Annotated in this window: 20 protein-coding genes; 15 read left to right on the plus strand and 5 right to left on the minus strand. The window is 69.7% G+C overall.

Going from position 1 to position 19,242, the window contains the following annotated elements; genetic code table 11:
- Positions 1-18 precede the first annotated feature (18 nt).
- The gene (gene rplQ / locus GLO27_RS15440) at positions 19-576 is read left to right on the plus strand and encodes a 50S ribosomal protein L17 (protein WP_031207971.1); all 558 of its coding nucleotides are present in this window, start codon (positions 19-21) and stop codon (positions 574-576) included.
- Between the two features lie 71 nt (positions 577-647).
- Here rplQ and GLO27_RS15445 read toward each other — a convergent pair whose 3' ends face one another.
- Entirely contained in the window at positions 648-2,222 is a 1,575-nt protein-coding gene (locus GLO27_RS15445; protein ID WP_167255604.1) for an AMP-binding protein, read from the minus strand.
- Positions 2,223-2,313: 91 nt separating this feature from the next.
- Positions 2,314-3,534 (minus strand): PAS domain-containing protein, encoded by a 1,221-nt coding sequence (locus tag GLO27_RS15450; RefSeq protein ID WP_021201108.1) that lies wholly within the window; start codon positions 3,532-3,534, stop codon positions 2,314-2,316.
- A 163-nt stretch (positions 3,535-3,697) separates the two neighbouring features.
- Here GLO27_RS15450 and GLO27_RS15455 point away from each other — a divergent pair, with 163 nt between their 5' ends.
- The 13 genes from GLO27_RS15455 to GLO27_RS15515 all read left to right on the plus strand — a co-directional run bounded on the left by GLO27_RS15455 (position 3,698) and on the right by GLO27_RS15515 (position 15,740).
- Positions 3,698-4,717 (plus strand): tripartite tricarboxylate transporter substrate-binding protein, encoded by a 1,020-nt coding sequence (locus GLO27_RS15455; RefSeq protein WP_021201107.1) that lies wholly within the window; start codon positions 3,698-3,700, stop codon positions 4,715-4,717.
- 1 nt (position 4,718) lies between these two features.
- Positions 4,719-5,288 (plus strand): tripartite tricarboxylate transporter TctB family protein, encoded by a 570-nt coding sequence (locus GLO27_RS15460; RefSeq protein ID WP_243844842.1) that lies wholly within the window; start codon positions 4,719-4,721, stop codon positions 5,286-5,288.
- Positions 5,288-6,835 carry a tripartite tricarboxylate transporter permease gene (locus GLO27_RS15465; protein WP_167255606.1) on the plus strand — a complete coding sequence of 516 codons (1,548 nt, stop codon included), beginning with the start codon at positions 5,288-5,290 and terminating at the stop codon, positions 6,833-6,835. The genes GLO27_RS15460 and GLO27_RS15465 overlap by 1 nt, the downstream gene beginning before the upstream one ends.
- Before the next feature lie 49 nt (positions 6,836-6,884).
- Positions 6,885-7,682 carry a sulfite exporter TauE/SafE family protein gene (locus tag GLO27_RS15470; RefSeq protein WP_017829181.1) on the plus strand — a complete coding sequence of 266 codons (798 nt, stop codon included), beginning with the start codon at positions 6,885-6,887 and terminating at the stop codon, positions 7,680-7,682.
- Between the two features lie 70 nt (positions 7,683-7,752).
- The gene (locus GLO27_RS15475) at positions 7,753-8,049 is read left to right on the plus strand and encodes a hypothetical protein (protein ID WP_136025474.1); all 297 of its coding nucleotides are present in this window, start codon (positions 7,753-7,755) and stop codon (positions 8,047-8,049) included.
- Complete coding sequence (locus GLO27_RS15480) at positions 8,042-9,601, plus strand: ATP-binding protein (protein ID WP_167256215.1); 1,560 nt, start codon at positions 8,042-8,044, stop codon at positions 9,599-9,601. Before GLO27_RS15475 ends, GLO27_RS15480 begins: the two co-directional genes overlap by 8 nt.
- 1 nt (position 9,602) lies before the next feature.
- Complete coding sequence (locus GLO27_RS15485) at positions 9,603-10,262, plus strand: response regulator transcription factor (protein ID WP_029258937.1); 660 nt, start codon at positions 9,603-9,605, stop codon at positions 10,260-10,262.
- Positions 10,259-11,866 carry an SLC13 family permease gene (locus tag GLO27_RS15490; RefSeq protein WP_208323804.1) on the plus strand — a complete coding sequence of 536 codons (1,608 nt, stop codon included), beginning with the start codon at positions 10,259-10,261 and terminating at the stop codon, positions 11,864-11,866. Before GLO27_RS15485 ends, GLO27_RS15490 begins: the two co-directional genes overlap by 4 nt.
- A 119-nt stretch (positions 11,867-11,985) precedes the next feature.
- Positions 11,986-13,188, plus strand: coding sequence for a glycerate kinase (locus GLO27_RS15495; protein WP_167255608.1), 1,203 nt, complete (start codon positions 11,986-11,988; stop codon positions 13,186-13,188).
- 57 nt (positions 13,189-13,245) lie between these two features.
- Positions 13,246-13,716 carry a MaoC family dehydratase N-terminal domain-containing protein gene (locus GLO27_RS15500; protein ID WP_021201099.1) on the plus strand — a complete coding sequence of 157 codons (471 nt, stop codon included), beginning with the start codon at positions 13,246-13,248 and terminating at the stop codon, positions 13,714-13,716.
- Positions 13,716-14,114, plus strand: a complete 399-nt coding sequence (locus GLO27_RS15505) for a MaoC/PaaZ C-terminal domain-containing protein (protein WP_167255610.1) — start codon at positions 13,716-13,718, stop codon at positions 14,112-14,114. The genes GLO27_RS15500 and GLO27_RS15505 overlap by 1 nt, the downstream gene beginning before the upstream one ends.
- Before the next feature lie 13 nt (positions 14,115-14,127).
- Positions 14,128-15,261 carry a UDP-N-acetylmuramate dehydrogenase gene (locus tag GLO27_RS15510; protein ID WP_021201097.1) on the plus strand — a complete coding sequence of 378 codons (1,134 nt, stop codon included), beginning with the start codon at positions 14,128-14,130 and terminating at the stop codon, positions 15,259-15,261.
- 77 nt (positions 15,262-15,338) lie between these two features.
- The gene (locus GLO27_RS15515) at positions 15,339-15,740 is read left to right on the plus strand and encodes a VOC family protein (protein ID WP_021201096.1); all 402 of its coding nucleotides are present in this window, start codon (positions 15,339-15,341) and stop codon (positions 15,738-15,740) included.
- Here GLO27_RS15515 and GLO27_RS15520 read toward each other — a convergent pair.
- From GLO27_RS15520 to ald, 3 genes are all read right to left on the minus strand, one after another.
- Complete coding sequence (locus GLO27_RS15520) at positions 15,698-16,135, minus strand: hypothetical protein (protein ID WP_021201095.1); 438 nt, start codon at positions 16,133-16,135, stop codon at positions 15,698-15,700. The genes GLO27_RS15515 and GLO27_RS15520 overlap by 43 nt on opposite strands.
- Before the next feature lie 98 nt (positions 16,136-16,233).
- Positions 16,234-17,433: a pyridoxal phosphate-dependent aminotransferase gene (locus GLO27_RS15525; RefSeq protein WP_021201094.1), complete on the minus strand. Its 1,200-nt coding sequence runs from the start codon at positions 17,431-17,433 to the stop codon at positions 16,234-16,236.
- Between the two features lie 81 nt (positions 17,434-17,514).
- Positions 17,515-18,609: an alanine dehydrogenase gene (ald, locus tag GLO27_RS15530; RefSeq protein WP_029267355.1), complete on the minus strand. Its 1,095-nt coding sequence runs from the start codon at positions 18,607-18,609 to the stop codon at positions 17,515-17,517.
- A 103-nt stretch (positions 18,610-18,712) separates the two neighbouring features.
- Between ald and GLO27_RS15535 the strand changes: the two genes are divergently transcribed.
- Complete coding sequence (locus tag GLO27_RS15535) at positions 18,713-19,231, plus strand: Lrp/AsnC family transcriptional regulator (RefSeq protein ID WP_029258929.1); 519 nt, start codon at positions 18,713-18,715, stop codon at positions 19,229-19,231.
- Positions 19,232-19,242: the final 11 nt, after the last annotated feature.

Here is a 19,242-nt window from a genome sequence, read left to right on the forward strand (position 1 = left end):
ACCAGGAGTTAGACGATTATGCCCAAGCCCACTAAGGGTCCCCGCCTCGGAGGCGGCCCCGCACACGAGCGCCTGATGCTTGCCAACCTCGCGGCGGCGCTCTACACCCACAAGTCGATCAAGACGACCGAGACCAAGGCCAAGCGCCTTCGTCCGCTCGCCGAGCGTCTGATCACCTTCGCCAAGCGTGGCGACCTGCACGCGCGTCGTCGCGTGCTGTCGGTCATCGGTGACAAGGAAGTCGTGCACGTCCTGTTCTCCGAGATCGCGCCGCTCGTCGCTGACCGTGAGGGCGGCTACACCCGCATCACGAAGGTCGGCAACCGCAAGGGCGACAACGCGCCTATGGCCGTGATCGAGCTCGTCCTCGAGCCCGTCACCCCGAAGGCGAAGTCGACCAAGAAGGCTGCTGCTCCGAAGGCCGAGAAGGCCGAGAAGCCGGCTGAGGTCGTCGAGGAGGCTCCCGCTGAGGAGGCTCCCGCCGACGAGACCGTCGAGGCCGGCGCCGAGTCGCAGGCCGAGGGCGAAGCAGCCGAGGCTGCCGCCGAGGACGCTGTCGAGAAGAAGTCCGAGTAAGTACTTCGCTCACGAAGAAGCCCGCCACCCCGAAAGGGATGGCGGGCTTCTTCGTGTACCCGGTGACGTCGTCAGCGGGTACGCAGATCCTTGCGCAGGATCTTCCCCGAGCTCGACTTGGGGATCACATCGATGAACTCCACCTGGCGTACCTTCTCGTGCGGCGCGACATGCGAGGCGACGTGGGCCATGACCGCCTCGGCATCGAGTTCGGCTTCCGGCTGGCGTACGACGAAGGCCTTGGGCACCTCCTGGCCGTCCTCATCGAGTGCGCCGATCACGGCGGCATCCGCGATGGAGGGATGCTCGAGCAGCACGGCTTCCAGCACGGCCGGAGCCACCTGGTAGCCCTTGTACTTGATGAGTTCCTTGAGCCGGTCGACGATACGGTAGATGCCCTCATCGGTGACGGTGGCGACATCACCGGTGTGCAGCCAGCCGTCGGCATCGAGCATCTCTGCCGTGGCGTCCGGGCGGTTGAGGTAGCCGACCATGACCTGCGGTCCCCGCACCCACAGTTCGCCGGGCTCGCTCGCGCCCTCTGCCGGCACTGTGACGTCTTCGCCCGAATCGGGATCGACGAGCCGTGCTTCGGTGTTCGGCACGAGGGGCCCGATGGTCGAGCGGTCGATGTCGGTGCGCGCCTCGGAGATGAGGTTGACCGCGGGGCTGGTCTCGGTCATGCCGTACCCCTGGGTCACGATGCACCCCAAGCGGTTGGCCACCGCCGAGGCCAGGGCGCCGTCGAGAGGCGCGGCGCCGGAGAAGATCACCTTCACGGCGGAGAGGTCGTACTGGTCGACGATCGGATGCTTCGCGAGCGCGACTGCGATCGGGGGAGCGACGAACACCCAGGTGGTGCGGTGATCGGCGATGATGCGCAGGAACTCGGGGAGGTCGAACTTCGGCATCGTGACGAGCCCGGCCCGTTGACGCAGCGCGAAGTTCAGCAGCACCGTCATGCCGTAGATGTGGAAGAAGGGCAGGACGGCGAGCACCCGGTCACTGGCATCGACGCCGAGGACCGGACGGCACTGCGACACGTTGGCCACCAGGTTGCGGTGCGTGAGCATGACGCCCTTCGGGCGGCCGGTCGTTCCCGAGGAGTAGGGGAGGACGGCGAGATGGGTCGCCGGGTCAAATGTCACGTCCGGTGCGGGGTGCCCTTCGCTGAGCAGCGCGGGGAGGGACGGGTGGCCCTCGGCGCCATCGAGAACGATCACGTGGTCGGCGTCGAACCCGAGCTTGTCCGCGGCGGCCTGTGCGCCGGGAAGCAGAGGGGAGACCGTCACGAGCCAGGTCGCTCCGGCGTCGGTGAGCTGGTTCGCGATCTCGTCGGCGGTGTAGAGGGAGTTGATGGTGGTGGCCGTCGCCCCCGCGCGGAGGATGCCGTGGAAAACGGTGGCGAAGGCCGGGATGTTCGGACAGAGGACGCCGACAGTGGTGCCCACCCCGACTCCGCGTGCCGCGAGGGCGCCGGCGAAAAGGTCGATCTGTCCGACGAGCTGCCGGTAGGTGGTGGTTGCCCCGCTCATCCCGTCGACGAGGGCGATGGTGTCGAGTTCGGCTTCGGAGAGATCGCCGAACAGGAACTCGAGGATGGAGACCTCGGGGATCTCCACATCGGGATAGGTACTGCGAACCATGAGATCTCCTTCGATCCGGGCAGGCTGACGACGACGTCGAATGCGATCCAGTGTCGCACACAATGGCACTGCGTCCCAGGGGTGACGGGCTTCAGACGGCGTCGTTCGACCGGTAGCGGGTACTCGGGCGGCCCTTGGTCGAGTAGTCGAGTGTGCGGGTCGCTCGGCCGGAGCCGGCGAGATGCTCGAGGTAGCGGCGGGCGCTGACGCGCGAGATCTCGAGGTCGTCGCCGATCTCGGTCGCCGAAGCGTCGGGGCGCGCAGCGAGAGCTGCGCAGACACGATCGAGCGTCTCGGCGCTCAGTCCCTTGGGGAGCCCGAGTCGCTGTCGGAACGCGATGATCGCATCCGCGGCCTCGACCCGTCGCACCACGTCATGCAACTCGGTGTGATCGCGCAACAGCAGCGTCGCTCCGATGCCTTCGCCGTCTGCCTCGCTTCCGGTGCTGCGGGCGACGAGCACGTGCGCCCCGACGATCACCGGCCGGCCGGCGGACTCGCCCTCCCGGAGCACCGTGGCGAGCTCTGTGCCCAGGACCTCGGCGGCGGGTTCGCCATCGAGATCGGCGGCATCCCTGTCGAGGAATCGGGCGGCGGCGTCGTTGACGAGCGTGATCCGCCCGGTGCCGTCGACCGTGATGACCCCTTCGCTCAGACCGTGCAGCGTGGTCTCCTGGTTCTTCACGAGAGCGGCGATCTGGTGGGGTTCGAGACGGTAGATGCGCCGCCGGATGATGGAGGTCACCCACGCCGAGCCGAACACCCCGAGAACAGCAGCCGCCAGCATCGCCGAGATCAGCCAGACGAGATTGGCCGAGAACTCCTCGTTGAGCTCCGACTCGAGAATCCCGACGGATGCGGTGCCGATAACGTCGCCCTCATCGTCACGGATGGGCACCTTGACCCGCCACGACGTGCCGAGCGTGCCGGTCTGCGTGCCGACGTAGATCTCGCCGGCGAGAGGGATCGACGGGTCGGTGGAGACCTTCTCGCCGATGCGCTCCGGATTCGGGTGCGAGTAGCGGATGCCGTCTTCGTTGGCGACGACGACGTAGGCGAGATCGGAGGCCTCGCGGATGACCTCGGCGATCGGCTGGATGGCTGCGGAGGGCTCGGCATCGTCGAACGCCGCGTGCACCGTCGGGAGCGCGGCGATCGACTGGGCCACGGCCTGCATCCGGTCCTTGTACGCCTCGCGGAGAGCCTGCTCCTGGAACGCGCCGGCCACGATGCCGGTCGCCAGGGTCACCAGGAACACGATCAGCGCCTGCAGCACGAGCAACTGCACGCGGAGCGTCATCTTCGAGGCCACCTGCTCATTCTGGCCCTTCGGCGAGTGCGGTGCGAGCGGGCGGGAGAGCCGCTCGTGACCAATAGTTCCGAAACTCCGACCAATGGTTTCCGAAGCTGGAGCAGGCGCAGCTCCCGCTCCAGGGTGGAGCCACAGCACCACGAACGCTCAAGGAGGAGCGCACATGAAGAACGCACGCATCGCAACCCTGGCCGGGCTGGCCGCGGTCGCAGCCCTCACACTCACCTCGTGCGCGGGAGGCAGCGCAGCGACCGACGACGGTGGAGGGGAAGCAGAGACCGCCACCGTCACCGACGTCTCGATCGTGGTCCCGGCGGATCCCGGTGGGGGATGGGATCAGACGGGCCGGGCGCTGTCGCAGGTGCTCACGCAGGACGACCTCGTGGCCTCCGCCCCGGTGACCAACGTGGGCGGTGCCGGTGGCACGGTCGGCCTCGCCCAGCTCGCCAACGAGAAGGACCCGAACACGCTGATGGTGATGGGCCTGGTCATGGTCGGAGCGGTCGAGACCAACGCCTCGGCCGTGCGGATCGAGGACACCACACCGATCGCCCGGCTCACCGACGAACCGCTCGTCGTGGTGGTGCCGGCCGACTCGAAGTACGACACGCTCGAAGACCTCGTCGAAGACGTCGTCGACAACGGCCAGGCGGTCACGATCACCGGCGGCTCGGCGGGCGGCGCCGACCACATCCTCGCCGGTCTCATGCTCGAGGAAGCAGGACTCGACGGGGCCGAGATCGCCGAGAAGCTGAACTACACGCCGAACTCCGGCGGCGGCGAGGCCGTTCCGCTGCTGATCGGCGGCAAGGTCGCCGCGGGCATCTCGGGCGTCGGCGAGTTCGCGCAGCACATCGAGAGCGGCGCGCTCAAGGCTCTGGCTGTCTCGAGCGAGGAGCCGGTGTCTCAGCTCCCGGATGTCCCGACCATCACCGAGGAGGGGTACGACGTGGTCCTGACCAACTGGCGCGGCGTGATCGCCCCCGGTGGCATCTCCGACGGCGAGAAGGACGAGCTGGTGCGCGTGATCACCGAGCTGCACGAATCCGAGGCGTGGACGGAGCAGCTGGAGACCAAGGGGTGGACCGACGCGTTCCTGGTCGGCGCGGAGTTCGATGACTTCCTCACCGGGAACATCGAAGAGGTCACGGCGACGCTGAAGAACATCGGTCTGGTGCAGTGACATGATGGTCCCCGCCTCATCGGGGACCGAGGAGCAGGGGGTGCGGGTCGACCACGATGGTCGACCCCCACGCCGCTCTCCCTCCGTCCCCCTCAGCGAGCTCGTGTTCGCCGGAATCATGGTCGCGCTCGGCGTCTTCGCCGTCGTCGGCATCTTCCTGATCCACGTCCCCGTCGGGATGAAGGCCGGTCCGACGGTCTTCCCGATCTTCGTCTCGGTCATCCTGCTCGCCTCGGCCGTCGCCGTTCTCATCGGCGTGCTGCGCGGGGAGCGCGGCGGTGCGGAGGAGGCGGAGGACATCGATGAGAGCCTGCCGACCGACTGGGTCACCCTCGCCAAGCTGGCCGGTCTCGTCGTCGCGCACCTGCTCTTGATCGAGCCGCTGGGGTGGGCGCCGGCGGCCGCTCTGCTGTTCGGCGGGGTCGCGTGGTCGCTCGCCGCCAAGCGGTGGTGGATGGCGTTCCTGATCGGCATCGTGGTCGCGCTCGTGATCCAGGTCGTCTTCGGCGGTCTGCTCGGCCTGTCGCTGCCCTGGGGCCCTGCTCTCGGCTGGTTCGGAAGGATGTTCTGATGGACAGTTGGACCCTGCTCCTGGAGGGCTTCGCGACCGCGCTGCAGCCGCAGTACCTCGCCTTCGCCTTCCTCGGCGTCTTCGTCGGCACCGCGGTCGGGGTGCTCCCGGGCATCGGCCCCGCGATGACGGTGGCGCTGCTGCTTCCCCTCACCTACACGCTCGACCCCGCAGCGGCGTTGATCACGTTCGCGGGCATCTACTACGGCGGCATGTACGGCGGCTCGACGACGAGCATCCTCCTGAACACACCGGGGGAGTCGGCCTCGATAGTCACAGCGATCGAGGGCAACAAGATGGCCAGGATGGGGCGGGGCGCTGCCGCGCTCGCCACCGCCGCCATCGGGTCCTTCATCGCCGGCACCCTGGCGACGCTGGGCCTCACGCTGCTCGCACCGCTGCTCGCGCAGTTCGCCGTGAACCTCGGGCCCGCCGACTACGTGGCCCTCATCGTCATCGCGTTCATCACGGTCGGCGCGCTGATCGGCAGCTCGATCTCGCGCGGCATGCTCTCGCTCGGCGTCGGCCTGTTCCTCGGGCTGGTCGGCACCGACTGGCTCTCCGGTCAGCAGCGCTACACGCTGGGGCTTCCCGCACTGTCGGACGGCGTCGACATCGTGCTGGTCGCCGTCGGCCTGTTCGCGGTCGGGGAGACGTTCTACATCGCCGCCCGGTTGCGGCACGGCGGGGTCGATGTGATCCCGGTCACCCGAGGATGGCGTTCATGGATGACGAGGTCCGATTGGCGGAGGTCCTGGAAGCCGTGGCTGCGCGGCACGGCGATCGGCTTCCCGATCGGCACGATCCCCGCCGGCGGCGCGGACGTCGCCACGTTCCTGTCGTATGCGACCGAGCGCAAGCTGTCGAAGCACCGCGACGAGTTCGGCCGCGGTGCGATCGAGGGCGTCGCCGGTCCGGAGTCGGCGAACAACGCCGCGGCCGCCGGAGTGCTGGTGCCCCTGCTCACGCTGGGCCTGCCGACGACGGCGACTGCGGCGATCATCCTCACGGCGTTCCAGTCGTACGGCATCCAACCGGGACCGCTGCTGTTCGAGAGCCAGTCGAACCTGGTGTGGGCGCTCATCGCGAGCCTCTACATCGGCAACGTGATCCTGATCGTGCTCAACCTGCCGCTCGTGGGCATGTGGGTGAAGCTGCTGCAGATCCCGCGGCCGTATCTGTACGCGGGCATCCTTCTGTTCGCAGTGTTCGGGGCCTACGCGCTGCACAGTTCGCCGTCGGACATCGTGATCCTGCTGATCGTCGGCATCCTCGGCTACTTCATGCGCCGGTACGGCTATCCGGTCGCGCCGCTCGTGGTCGGCATGATCCTGGGGCCGATGGCCGAGGAGCAGCTGCGCAAGGCGCTGCAGCTGAGCCAGGGGGATCTGAGCACGCTCGTCATGCAGCCGTTCGCGGCGATCGCCTACGGGGTGCTCGCCCTGCTGATCGTCGGCGGACTCTGGTTGCGGCGTCGCCAGCGCCGGTACGAGCAGGCGCTGACCGCGTCGATCGCGGTGCCGATCAAGGCGGACGCCGAGGTCTGATCCGCGACGCGGGTTCGAGAGGGGAGGAGGCCGCGAGTAGGCTGATCCGGTGAGTGACGTACAGGCCCCCGCACGAGGGCCTCGCGCCTATGCGGCGTTCATCGGCATCGGCCTTCTCGCCGGCCTCCTCTCCGGACTCTTCGGCGTGGGCGGTGGCACGGTCATCGTTCCGCTTCTCGTGCTCCTGCTGCACTTCGATCAGCGCCTCGCGGCAGGGACATCCCTCGCGGCGATCGTGCCGACGGCGAGCGTCGGCGTCATCTCCTACGCCACGACCGGGTCTGTCGCCTGGATCCCCGCGATCATCCTCGCCGCCGGCGCCGTGGTGGGTGCGCAGATCGGCACACGGCTGCTGCCGCGCATCTCGCAGACCGCCCTGCGCTGGGGCTTCGTCGGCTTCCTGCTGGTCGTGATCGTCAGCCTCTTCCTGGTCATCCCCTCGCGCGATGCCGCGTTCGAACTGTCCTGGCTGACAGGTATCGCCCTCGTCGGCGTGGGCATCGGCACCGGCATCCTCGCCGGGCTCATCGGCGTCGGCGGCGGCGTGATCGTCGTGCCCGTGCTGATGCTGGCGTTCGGCACCAGCGACCTGGTCGCCAAGGGCACGTCGCTGCTCATGATGATCCCGACGGCGATCTCGGGCACCGTGGGAAACCTCCGCAACCGCAACGTCGATCTGCTCGCCGCGCTGCTCATCGGCGTCTCCGCCTGCACGACGACGGCGCTCGGGGCATGGTTGGCGACGATCGTCGATCCGACTCTCGGCAACATGCTGTTCGCGGCATATCTGGTCGTGATCGCGGTGCAGATGGCGATCAAGGCGGTCAGAGGGCGCAAGCGGGCCTGAGCGTGTCCGGATGAAGGGATCTTCATCCACGGCTCATCTGCCCATCATGATCGACGGGCATCATGGGGTCATGCCCACTCCACGTCGCCTTCTCGTCACCGGCGCCCTGATCGCGATCCCGGTCGCCTTCGCGGTCGGAAGCGTCGTGCTGGCGCAGATGCCGCCCTCGCCGCGGATCCCTACCGAACCCGTGTCGGTGCAGCTCGCGCCGCCGGTGCCGAGCGAGGTGCCTGCGCCCGTGCCTGCGCCGGCACCTGCGCCTGCGCCGGGACCTGCGCCGGCCCCTGCCCCGGCACCGGTACCTGCGCCTGCGCCCGCCCCACCCGCCGGCGACGACGACGATGACGGTGGCGGCGATGATGACTGACGCCCCTACCCTGCCCCTGGATCTCGACGAGAGCGCCACGCCGCCTGCGCCGACGCGTGCGGCGGCGCAGGGCCTCGCGGCCACCGATGCGCCGCTGCGCACCTTGCGCCGACGCACTCTGCCCGCCCGCTGGCGTATCACGCTGTGGATCATCCTCAGCACCGCCATCACGCTCCTCGCCGTCGGCATGGTCGGCCGCAGCATCTTCCTCGCCGGTGTGGAGCAGTCGGCCAACGCCGAGATCGAGCAGGAGGCCTCCGAGTTCTCCCGATTCGCGGAGGATGCCGCGGCCAGCGGTCACACGACGGCCGAGGAACTGGTCAGCGAGTACGTCGCCCGCCAGTCCGTGCACGAGAACGAGGTCGTGATCGCCACCGTCGAGGGGGCGGTGATCGCGGTCGCGAACGGCCGGGTGCAAGCGACGGATGCCTCCGCGCTCGCCGCGGTGCCGGGCGGCGAGGCGCTCGTGAACCGGCTGCTCGATGAGACGTCGGCGTCCGGCGCGATGGATGCGCCCGACGTGGGCCCCCTGCGCTGGGGGCGGTTGGAATTCACCACCGGTGATCGCGGCGGTGCGGTGCTGATCGTGCAGTACACGCAGGAGGCGCGCTCGCAGGTCGACGCGGGATTCGCCACGATCGCGTGGGTGGCGCTGATCGGGATCCTGCTCAGCTCCGGCGTCGCCTGGCTCGTCGCCGGGCAGATCCTGGCTCCCGTGCGAGAGGTGTACCGGGTCGCCCGCGACATCGGAGAGCACGACCTCTCGGCGCGCGTGCCGGTCGAGGGCACCGACGACATCGCGGCCGTGGCCACGACCTTCAACCAGATGCTCGACCGCCTCGAGGCCGTGCACGCGACGCAGCAGCGCTTCGTCGACGATGCGGGGCACGAGCTGCGCACGCCGATCACCATCGTCCGCGGTCAGTTGGAACTGCTGAGCGAAGACCCGGAGGAGCGTGCGGCGACCCTGCGTCTCGTCAGCGACGAGCTCGACCGGATGAGCCGCATCGTCACCGACCTGCTCGTGCTCGCGAGGGCCGAGCAGCCCGACTTCGTGCGGGTCGCGAACTGCGACACCGCCGCCCTCACCCTCGACATCGAGGCCAAGGCGCAGAACCTCGGAGATCGTCGCTGGCAGCTCATGGAGGTGGCCGAGGGGACGGCGGCGCTCGATCCCCAGCGGGTGACCCAGGCCGTGCTGCAGCTCGCGGCGAACGCGGTGCAGGTGACCGAGACAGGTGACCGCATCCTCATCGGCTCGCGCTTCGACGGCGAGGGGAGCGAGCGGCGGCTGCGGCTGTGGGTGCGCGACTCCGGTCCCGGGGTCGCCGTGGCCGACGCCGAGCGCATCTTCGAGCGCTTCGCCCGCGGCGACAGCTCTGGTGCGCGACGAGGGTCGGGGCTCGGGCTCGCGATCGTGCGGGCGATCACCGATGGACACGGCGGTTCAGCCTGGGTCGACAGCGTGTTCGGAGAAGGTGCCACGTTCGGCATCGACCTTCCGGCACCCACCACCACGCGGTTCGACACCGCGGCAGAGAGGAGCGAGTGAGATGCGCAGCATCCTCATCGCGGAAGACGACCCGCACATCACCTCGTTCGTCCGCCGGGGCCTGCGCGCGGCCGGCTACGAGACCGCCGAGGCGGCCGACGGCCACACCGCGCTGCTGATGGCCCGCAGCGGCATGTTCGATCTGGTGCTGCTCGACATCGGGCTCGGCGGCATGGACGGTTTCGACGTGCTCGCCAACCTGCGCGGCGAGGGCGTCGCGACACCGGTCATCATCCTCACCGCCCGTGACTCGGTCATCGACACGGTGCGGGGCTTGGAGAGCGGGGCGAACGACTACGTCACCAAGCCGTTCCAGTTCGCCGAGCTCATCGCCAGGGTGCGGCTGCGGATCGGCGACGGCGAGGGACGCGCGGCCGGCCCCGTGCTCACCCACGGCGATGTGCGGGTGGATGTGCGCGCCCGCACGGTCACGGTCGACGGCGACATGCGCGAGCTCACCTCGCGGGAGTTCGCCCTGCTCGAGGTGTTCCTGCAGAACGCCGGCCAGGTGCTGTCGCGCGACCAGCTGATCGGGCACGTGTGGGGTATGGACTTCGATCCGGCCTCCAACGTGGTCGACGTGTACGTTCGGGCACTGCGCGGCAAGATCGGTGTCGATCGCATCGAGACGGTGCGCGGGGCGGGATACCGATTCCGATGAGTGATCCCACCCATACCCATGCCGAGAACGCGCGCCGGCTGGCCGAGCCGTCGGCGGTCGAGCGCACGCGATTCTCGACGATGCCGCCGCAGCGCCCGACTCCGTTCCCCGGTCGCAACCCGGCCGGAGGTGGCTTCGCGGTGCGCCGGCTCGGGCGTGGGCGCATCCTCAGCCTCCTCGCCCTCGGACTCGTGCTGATCGCGGGGCTCGCCATGGCGCTGTCGTCGCTGTCTCAGGGCGCCGGCCCCGGCCGGGTGACCATGCCGATCGCCGTGACTCTCACCGGGTTCCTGCTCGCGGTGTGGGCGTGGACATCCACCGGCCTCGATGACACGCTCGTCGCCTTCCTCGCCGCGATCGCCCTGATCGTCACCGGCGTGCTGCCGGCGAGCGACTTCTTCGCCTCCCTCGGCGACGAGACCATCTGGCTGCTCATCGGCGCGTTCGTGATCGCCTCCGCAGTGTCGTCCTCCGGCCTCGCTCTGCGCGGTGCCTCGCATCTGCTGCGGTTCGCACGCGGGCCGCGGAGCCTGTTCCACCTGACGACCGTAGCCCTCACGCTCACCGCCTTCGCCGTGCCCGCCACCTCCGGGCGCGCCGCGCTCGCCGTCCCGGTGCATACGGCGGTCGCGGCCGCGCTTCCCGGACGCGAGCGGGTGATCCGCGCCCTCGCCCTGCTGATGCCGACCGTGGTCCTGCTCTCGGCCGTCGGCTCGCTGCTCGGCGCGGGGGCGCACATCGTGACGGATCAGCTGCTGCGGGCCGCGGGCGAGCAGGGCTTCACGTTCCTGAGCTGGCTCTGGCTCGGGCTGCCTCTCGCCACGGTCTCGTCGCACCTGGCCTGCGAGCTCATCCTCTGGCGCTTCACCTGCCGCGACGACCGCAGCACGCCGCTGCGGATGAGCGCGACGGATATCGGTCGCTCCGCATCGACCGCCGTGACCGGACCTCTCAGCACCATGGAGCGACGCGCTGGCGTGCTGCTGGGCGGCGTGATCCTCCTCTGGGCCACGGAACCGCTGCACCATCTGTCGCCGGCATTGGTCGCCCTCATCGGAGCCGTCGCCGCCGTGACGCCCGGGATCGGCTGCCTGACCTTCCCCGCTGCGATCAAGCGCGTGCCGTGGTCGCTGCTGCTGTTCCTCGCCGCGACTCTCGCGCTGGCATCCGCGCTCACCAGCACGGGCGCCGCCGCCTGGTTGAGTTCGTCGGCGCTCGCCCCGCTCCGGGGGCTCGGCGCCGCGGGAGCCGTCGCGTTCGTGCTCGTGGTCATCGCGATCTCGACCGCCGCGCACCTGCTGATCCCGTCGCGGTCGGCCCGCTCCGCCGCGATCGTCCCGGTCGTGATCGCGCTCGCTCCCGCACTCGGCGTCTCCCCGATGGCGGCGGCGTTCGCCTCGACCGCCGCGGCCGGGTTCTGCCACACGCTCCCCAGTTCGGCGAAGCCGGTCGCCATGTTCGCCGACCCCGACATCGTGAGCGGGGGCTTCACCCCGCTGGACCTGCGCCGGCTCTCGGTGCTGCTGGCACCGGCGATGTTCGTGCTCGTGGCCGTCTTCGCCCTGTGGGTGTGGCCTCTGATGGGGCTGCCGCTGCTGCTCTGATCCGCGGCCCCGGCCCATCCCACACCCGCTTCACTCCGCGTGCACCGCCGGTGCACCGGTGCTCGTCGTGCCCGCACACCGGGCGCTCGTCGCCCGTCTCGGGCGCAGAAGGAGGAATCATGTCGATCCACACCCCGCAGCGCATCCTGGTCGCACCCAGTGGCTTCAAGGAGAGCCTGAGCGCCGAGGCCGTGGCCCAGGCGATCGCCGCCGGCGTTCGTCGGGTCATCCCCGGCGTGCAGGTGGACGAGTACCCGGTGCCGGACGGCGGAGAGGGCACGGCCGCCGCGCTCGCCGCGGCGACCGGAGGCGAGCTCATCCCGGCACGGGTGACGGGCCCCGTCGGCGACCCGGTGGACGCGCATTGGGCGCGGCTCGGTGGGCACGCCATCGGGACCGCCATGGTCGAGATGGCCTCGGCAGCGGGTCTGCGGCTCGTGCCGCGCGATCGCCGCGACCCGGGGGAGACGACGACGCGTGGCGTGGGCGAGCTGATCGCCTCTGCGCTGGACGCCGGTGCGGAGCGGATCGTGGTCGGCTGCGGCGACTCCGGCACGAGCGACGGCGGTGCCGGAGCGCTCGAAGCGCTCGGCGTGCGCATCCTCGACCGCGACGGTGTGCCGATCACCGCGGGCGGGCGGCATCTCCGCGATGCGGTGCGCCTCGATCTCGCGGGTCTTCATCCCCGCATCGGCGAGGTCGAGATCGTGCTCGCCTGCAACATCCACAACGTCCTGTGCGGACCGCGCGGCGTGGCCAGGGTGTTCGGTCCGCAGAAGGGAGCGACGTCCGAGCAGGTCGAGGAGCTCGCGGACGCCCTCGACGTCTGGGCCGGTCTGCTTGAGGAGCAGAGCCCGTTCGGAGCGGCGATGGATGTGCGCACCGGCGGCGGCACCGGCGCCTCTGGCGGGCTCGGGGCGGGTCTCGCCGCCGTGCTCGGTGCGCGTCTCGCCCCGCGTTTCGAGGTGCTCCTCGACAGCGGGCTGCTGCCCGAGCCCCTCGATGAGCTGATGGCGGTGGCCGATCTCGTCATCACCGCCGAAGGGGCGATCGACTTCCAGACGTCTCGGGGCAAGGTGCCGGCCGAGATCGCGATGCGCGCCCGAGTCGCCGGCGTCCCGGTGCTCGGCATCGCCGGATCGCTGGGTGTCGGCGCGCCGACCGTGCATGACATCGGCATCGACGCGATCGCCTCGATCATCACCGTGCCGATGCCCCTCGAACAGGCGGTGGAACACGGCGAGGCACTGCTGCGCGACGCCGCGGAGCGCAGCATGAGGATGGTGCTGCTCGGATCGGCGATGTCCGCGCGTGCGGCCTGAACTCCCGGGAGCCGACCCGCGGCCTGGGTCGCCGCCACCCCTCGGTAGGATCGAAGGGTGGCAGTGAACCAAGATCTGGTCGGCCGGGAGTTCCCGCCGACGGCCCCGTACCTCGTCGGCCGCGAGAAGGTGCGCGAGTTCGCTCGTGCCGTCTTCGCCGACGCCCCGCAGCACACCGACCTGAAGGCGGCCCGCGCGGCGGGCTTCTCCGACGTCGTGGCGCCGCCGACCTTCGCGATGGTCATCCAGGACCTCTCGCTCCAGCAGCTCCTGGGGCAGGAGGATTCCGGCATCGTGCTCGCGCGCACCGTCCACGCCGAGCAGCGCTTCACCTACACGCGCCCCATCGTCGCGGGCGACGAGCTCACCGCGCAACTGCGCGTCACCGGCATCCGGATGATGGGCGGCAACGCGATGATCACCAGCGAGGCCGAGATCACCGACCCCGCGGGTGCCCACGTCGTCACCGCCACCAGCGTGCTGCTGGTCGGTGCCGAGCCGAGCGCGGATGAAGGAGAGGCCGCCTGATGGGCTACACCGTCGGAGACGTGCTCGCCGAGCGCACCGTACACCTGACCCGCGAGTCGCTGGTGCGGTACGCGGGAGCGTCCGGAGACTTCAACCCGATCCACTACCGCGATGATGTCGCCGCGTCCGTCGGGCTTCCCGGCGTGCTCGCGCACGGCATGCTCACGATGGGCATCGCCTCGTCGGTGGTCGTCGCGGCTCTCGACCCGGCCACGCGCATCCTCGACTACGGCGTGCGCTTCACCAAGCCGGTCGTGGTCGACCCCGACGAGGGTGCTGATATCACCGTCGTCGCCACGGTCGGCGCCGTCGACGACGAGTCCGCGCGCATCGACCTCAAGGTCACGTTCGGCGACACCACCGTGCTCGTCAAGGCGCAGCTGCGCGTCGCTGTCTGATGAGGGCGAGCTGATGCGGGAGATCGAGCCGGTCCGTCTGGCGGAGCTGACCACGCTGCGCACAGGAGCAGCACCGGAGCGGATGTTCGAGGCGACGACGACGGCGGGTCTCGTCGATGCTCTGCGTGAGACGTGGGCGCGCGGCGACGAGTGGTTCGTCCTCGGTGGCGGCTCCAACCTCTTCGTGGGCGACGAGCCGTTCGAGGGCACGGTCATCCGCGTGCGCACCGAGGGCATCGAGGAGCTGCCGTCCCCGCACGCCGGCCGCATCCGTCTGCGCGCGCAGGCCGGCCACGGGTGGGACGACCTCGTCGCCTATGCCGTCGCCCACGGGTATGCGGGCCTCGAGGCCATGAGCGGGATCCCCGGCACGGTCGGCGCCGCCCCCGTGCAGAACATCGGGGCGTACGGGCAGGAGATCCAGGAGACGCTGGTCGAGGTCGAGCTGATCGACGAGTCGACCGGCGAGATCTCGACGGTTCCCGCTGCCGAGCTCGGGCTGGGTTTCCGCACCTCGGTGCTCAAGCATCACCATGGCAGTGTGCCGCTGCGCCGTGCCGTGATCCTCTCCGTGACCGTCGACCTGCTGATCGCGGGCGAGCGTGTGGTGCGCGGTGAGCAGCTGCGTCGGGCACTGGGTCTGACCGATGAGACACCGGTTCCGCTCGGCTGGGTGCGCGAGCGCATTCTCTCGACTCGCGCGTCGAAGGGCATGCTGCTCGACGCGGATGACCCCGACACCCACGGCGTCGGCTCCTTCTTCCAGAACGCGATCGTGACGGCGGCGGTCGCCGGCTCGTTGCCCCCGGAGTGCCCGCGCTGGCCGGTCGCCCCCGATCTGGACGCCGTGACCGTGATCCCGTTGGCGTCTTATGACGGACAGGTGCCGCTGTCGAAGCCCGCGGCGGTCTCCGACGTGAAGGTGAGCGCGGCGTGGCTGATCGAGCAGGCGGGCATCCGCAAGGGGTTCAAGCTCCCGCGCTCCCGCGCATCCGTGTCGACGAAGCATGCGCTCGCGCTGACCAACCGTGGCGGGGCGACCGCGGGTGAGGTCGCCGAGCTCGCCCGGTTCATCCAGAGCAGGGTGCACGCCGAGTTCGGTCTCGTGCTGCAGCCGGAGCCGGTTCTCGTCGGCGTCGAACTCTAAGGCGTCGAACGCCAAGGCGTCGAACCGCAAGGCGTCGAACCGCAGGACACGTCGGCTGTCGCGGCTACACTCGCGGCATGAGCGGATTGATCCCGTACCTGCTGTTCCCCGGCAACGCCGCGGAGGCGCTGCGTCATTATCGATCGGTGTTCGGCGGTGAGCTCCAGCTGCTCGACTACGCCACCGCAGGGAGGCACGACGGCCCCGGCGATGCGATCGCGCACGGGCAGCTGAGCGGACTGGTCGAGATCGCCGGAGCGGATGCCGGAGCCGATGACGATGCCGTGCAGATGGGCGGCATGTTCCTCTCGCTCCTCGGCACGGCCGACGCCCTCACTCTGACCGACTGGTACGACGAGCTCGCCGCCGGCGGCCGCGTGATCGACGCACTGCAGAAGCGACCCTGGGGTGACTTCGACGGCACGCTCGTCGACCGTTACGGCGTGCGCTGGCTGATCGGCTTCCGTCCCGAGGACTGAGGTGTCCCGCTGCCGAAGTAGGAACGAGACGACGGCAGGAGGATCAACACGACCGCCGCCGTGGTGACGGCGAGGGCCGCGATGGCGACCCAGAACTCCCAGATCGGGGCTGCTACCGCCGGAACATAGAGCGCGAGCGGGAGCGGGAACAGCAGGGTCGCGTATCGGGCCCACGACTTTCGTCTGATCACGAGCACCGTGATGGTCGCGTAGACGACCACCGGTACGAAGGCGAGCGCACTGAGCCACTGACGCGACTCTCCTCCCCAGTACCAGAGGAAGGGAGCGACTGCGAGGGAGAGGAAGAAGACCAGCACGGTCACCGTGATCAGGATGGGGAATGCCACCCGCAGAGTCACCGGCATCCGCTCATACTCCCGCTCGCCGTTCGTCATGCCTCCAGTATCGCTGACCCTCGCCTGAGGGCAGGAGACGTCGTGACGAAGGCCCCTCCCATCTGCAGACGGGAGGGGCCTTCGTCGGGTTCCGCGGGTCAGGCGAACAGACGCTGCAGGCGCTGCACGCCCTCGAGCAGCTGCTCGTCGCCCAGTGCGTATGACATGCGGATGTAGCCGGAGGGACCGAAGGCCTCGCCGGGGACGACCGCGACCTCGGCCTGGTCGAGGATGAGATCGGCGAGTTCGAGCGAGGTGGTCGGGGTCACGCCGCCCCAGGTGCGGCCCAGCAGGCCCTGCACGTCGGGGTACACGTAGAACGCGCCCAGCGGGTTCGGTACGACGAGGCCGTCGATCTTCGACAGCTCCGAGACGATCAGCTGGCGGCGACGGTCGAAGGCCTGGCGCATCTGCTCGGCCTCGTCCTGCGGGCCGGTGAGCGCGGCGATCGCGGCCTTCTGGGCGACGTTGTTCACGTTGCTGGTGAGGTGCGACTGCAGGTTGCCGGCGATCTTGATGGCATCGGCCGGCCCGACCATCCAGCCCACGCGCCAGCCGGTCATGGCGTAGGTCTTCGCGACGCCGTTGACGAGGATCGTCTGGCCGGCGACCTCGGGCACGGCGTCGACGATCGAGGTGGCCTTGACGCCCTCGTAGGTGAGGTTCTGGTAGATCTCGTCGCTGATGATCCAGATGCCGTGCTCGAGCGCCCACTCGCCGATGGCCTTGGTCTCCTCGGCGGTGTAGACGGAGCCGGTGGGGTTCGACGGGGAGACGAACACGAGGGCGGTGGTGCGGGCGGTGCGTGCGGCTTCGAGCTGCGCGACCGTGACCTTGTACTCCTGGTCGGCCCCGGCGAAGACCTCGACGGGGGTGCCGTCGGCGAGGCGGATGGCCTCGGGGTACGTGGTCCAGTACGGGGCGGGCAGCAGCACCTCGTCGCCGGGGTTCACCACGGCCTGGAAGGCCTGGTAGACCGACTGCTTGCCGCCGTTGGTGACGATGACCTGGCTCGGAGACACCTCGAGTCCGGAGTCGCGGAGGGTCTTCGCCGCGATCGCCTCGCGCAGCGCCGGGAGGCCGGGAGCGGGCGTGTACCGGTAGCTCGCCGGGTCGGCCAGAGCCTCGGCCGCCGCATCCACGATGAACTGCGGCGTCGCGAAGTCGGGCTCGCCGGCAGCGTACGAGATGACGTCCTTGCCTTCGGCCTTGAGGGCCTTGGCCTTGGCATCGACCTTGAGGGTCGCGGACTCGGCGATGGCGGACAGCTTGCGGGAGAGGGGAGCGCGTTCGGTCACGATTACGAGCGTACTCGGGTCGGCGCGGCAGGAGAGGTGTGGGATGCCGCCAAGATCCGGAGTTCTTTCGGGTTCGGAAGGTCAGTCGGTCGTGAGTCCGTGCGCCTGTGCGACGGCCGGAAGCGTGATGCGTCCGCCCTGCACGTTCAGACCCGCGGCCAGCGCGGCGTCGTCGGCCGCCGCCCGCTCCCAGCCCTTGCCGGCGATCGCCGAGACATAGGGGAGGGTCGCGTTCGTCAGTGCACGGGTCGCGGTCTCGGGAACCGCGCCCGGCATGTTCGCCACGCAGTAGTAGATCGAGTCGTGCACCGCGAATGTGGGATCGTCGTGGGTGGTCGGGCGCGAGCCCTCGAAGCATCCGCCCTGGTCGATCGCGATGTCGACGAGCACGGACCCCGGCTTCATCGCGGCGACCATGTCGTCGGTCACGAGCTTGGGGGCCGCGGCACCGGGGATGAGCACGGATCCGATCACGAGGTCGGCGGTCTTGAGCTCTTCGGCGATGTCGTAGCGGCTTGACGCACGGGTCTCGAGGGCGCCGCCGTAGCGGTGCTCGAGCTCGCGCAGACGCGGTAGGGAGACGTCGATCACGGTGACCTTCGAGCCGAGTCCGAGGGCGTTCGCCGCGGCGTGTTCTCCAGCGACGCCGCCGCCGATCACGACGGTCTTGGCGCGCGGCGTGCCGGCGATGCCGCCGAGCAGCATTCCACGTCCGCCCTGGGAACGCAGCAGCGAGTACGAGCCCATGGTGACCGAGAGGCGTCCGGCGATCTCGCTCATCGGCACGAGCAGCGGCAGGCTGCGGTCGGGCAGCTGCACGGTCTCGTACGCGACGGCGGTGGTCCCCGCCTCGACGAGGGCGGTAGTCAGTGCGCGGTCGGCAGCGAGATGCAGGTAGGTGAAGAGGGTGAGGTCGTCGCGCAGGAAGCCGTACTCCTGGGCGATCGGCTCCTTGACCTTGATGACCATATCGGCCTCGCCCCACGCGTCGGCGGCGGTGGCGACGATCTCTGCGCCGGCGGCCCGGTAGTCGTCGTCGGTGATGCGCGAGCCGAGCCCGGCCCCGGACTGCACGAGCACCCGGTGGCCCTCGTGCACCAGACGGTCGGCGCCGGCGGGAGTGAGGGAGACGCGGTTCTCGTTGTTCTTGACCTCGGTGGGGACGCCGATCTTCATTGATCCTCCAGGTTCGATGCGGTGCGGCACCCAGGATCGCAGAAACATCGACAGAACAACAGAATCGGTGAAGATGATTCGCGTGATGCGGAAATCCTGAATAATGCTTCGTATGGAGACGACCTCAGAGGCCCCGGAGCCGAACACCGTTCGGGCCCCCGCCCTGGATGCGATCGACGCCAGGATCGTGCAGCTGCTCACGGCCGACGGGCGCATGACGAATGCCGAGCTCGCCGGGCGTCTGGGTGTCGCGCCCTCGACGGCGCACACCCGGCTGCGGGCCCTCGTGGATCGCGGCGTGATCACGGGCTTCCACGCGAGTGTGGACGAGCGGGCACTCGGCGCGGGCCTGCAGGCGATCATCGGTGTCACGCTGCGTCCGAGCGGACGCCGGGAGAGCATCGTGGAGTTCGCGGACCGCGTGCGCGTGCTGCCGCCGGTGATCCAGCTCTTCTTCCTCGGTGGCGACGACGACTTCCTGCTGCACATCGCGGTTGCCGACTCGTCGGAGATGCGCGAGTTCGTGCTGGAGCATCTCTCGGCGCAGAGCAGCGTCGCCTCCACACGCACAAGCATCGTGTTCGACTACCACCGCAACTCGGTGGCCGCTTCCTTCCGCTGACGGCTGCCGCG

This window comes from Microbacterium sp. Be9 (assembly GCF_011754135.1).
Classification (GTDB): domain Bacteria; phylum Actinomycetota; class Actinomycetes; order Actinomycetales; family Microbacteriaceae; genus Microbacterium; species Microbacterium maritypicum_A.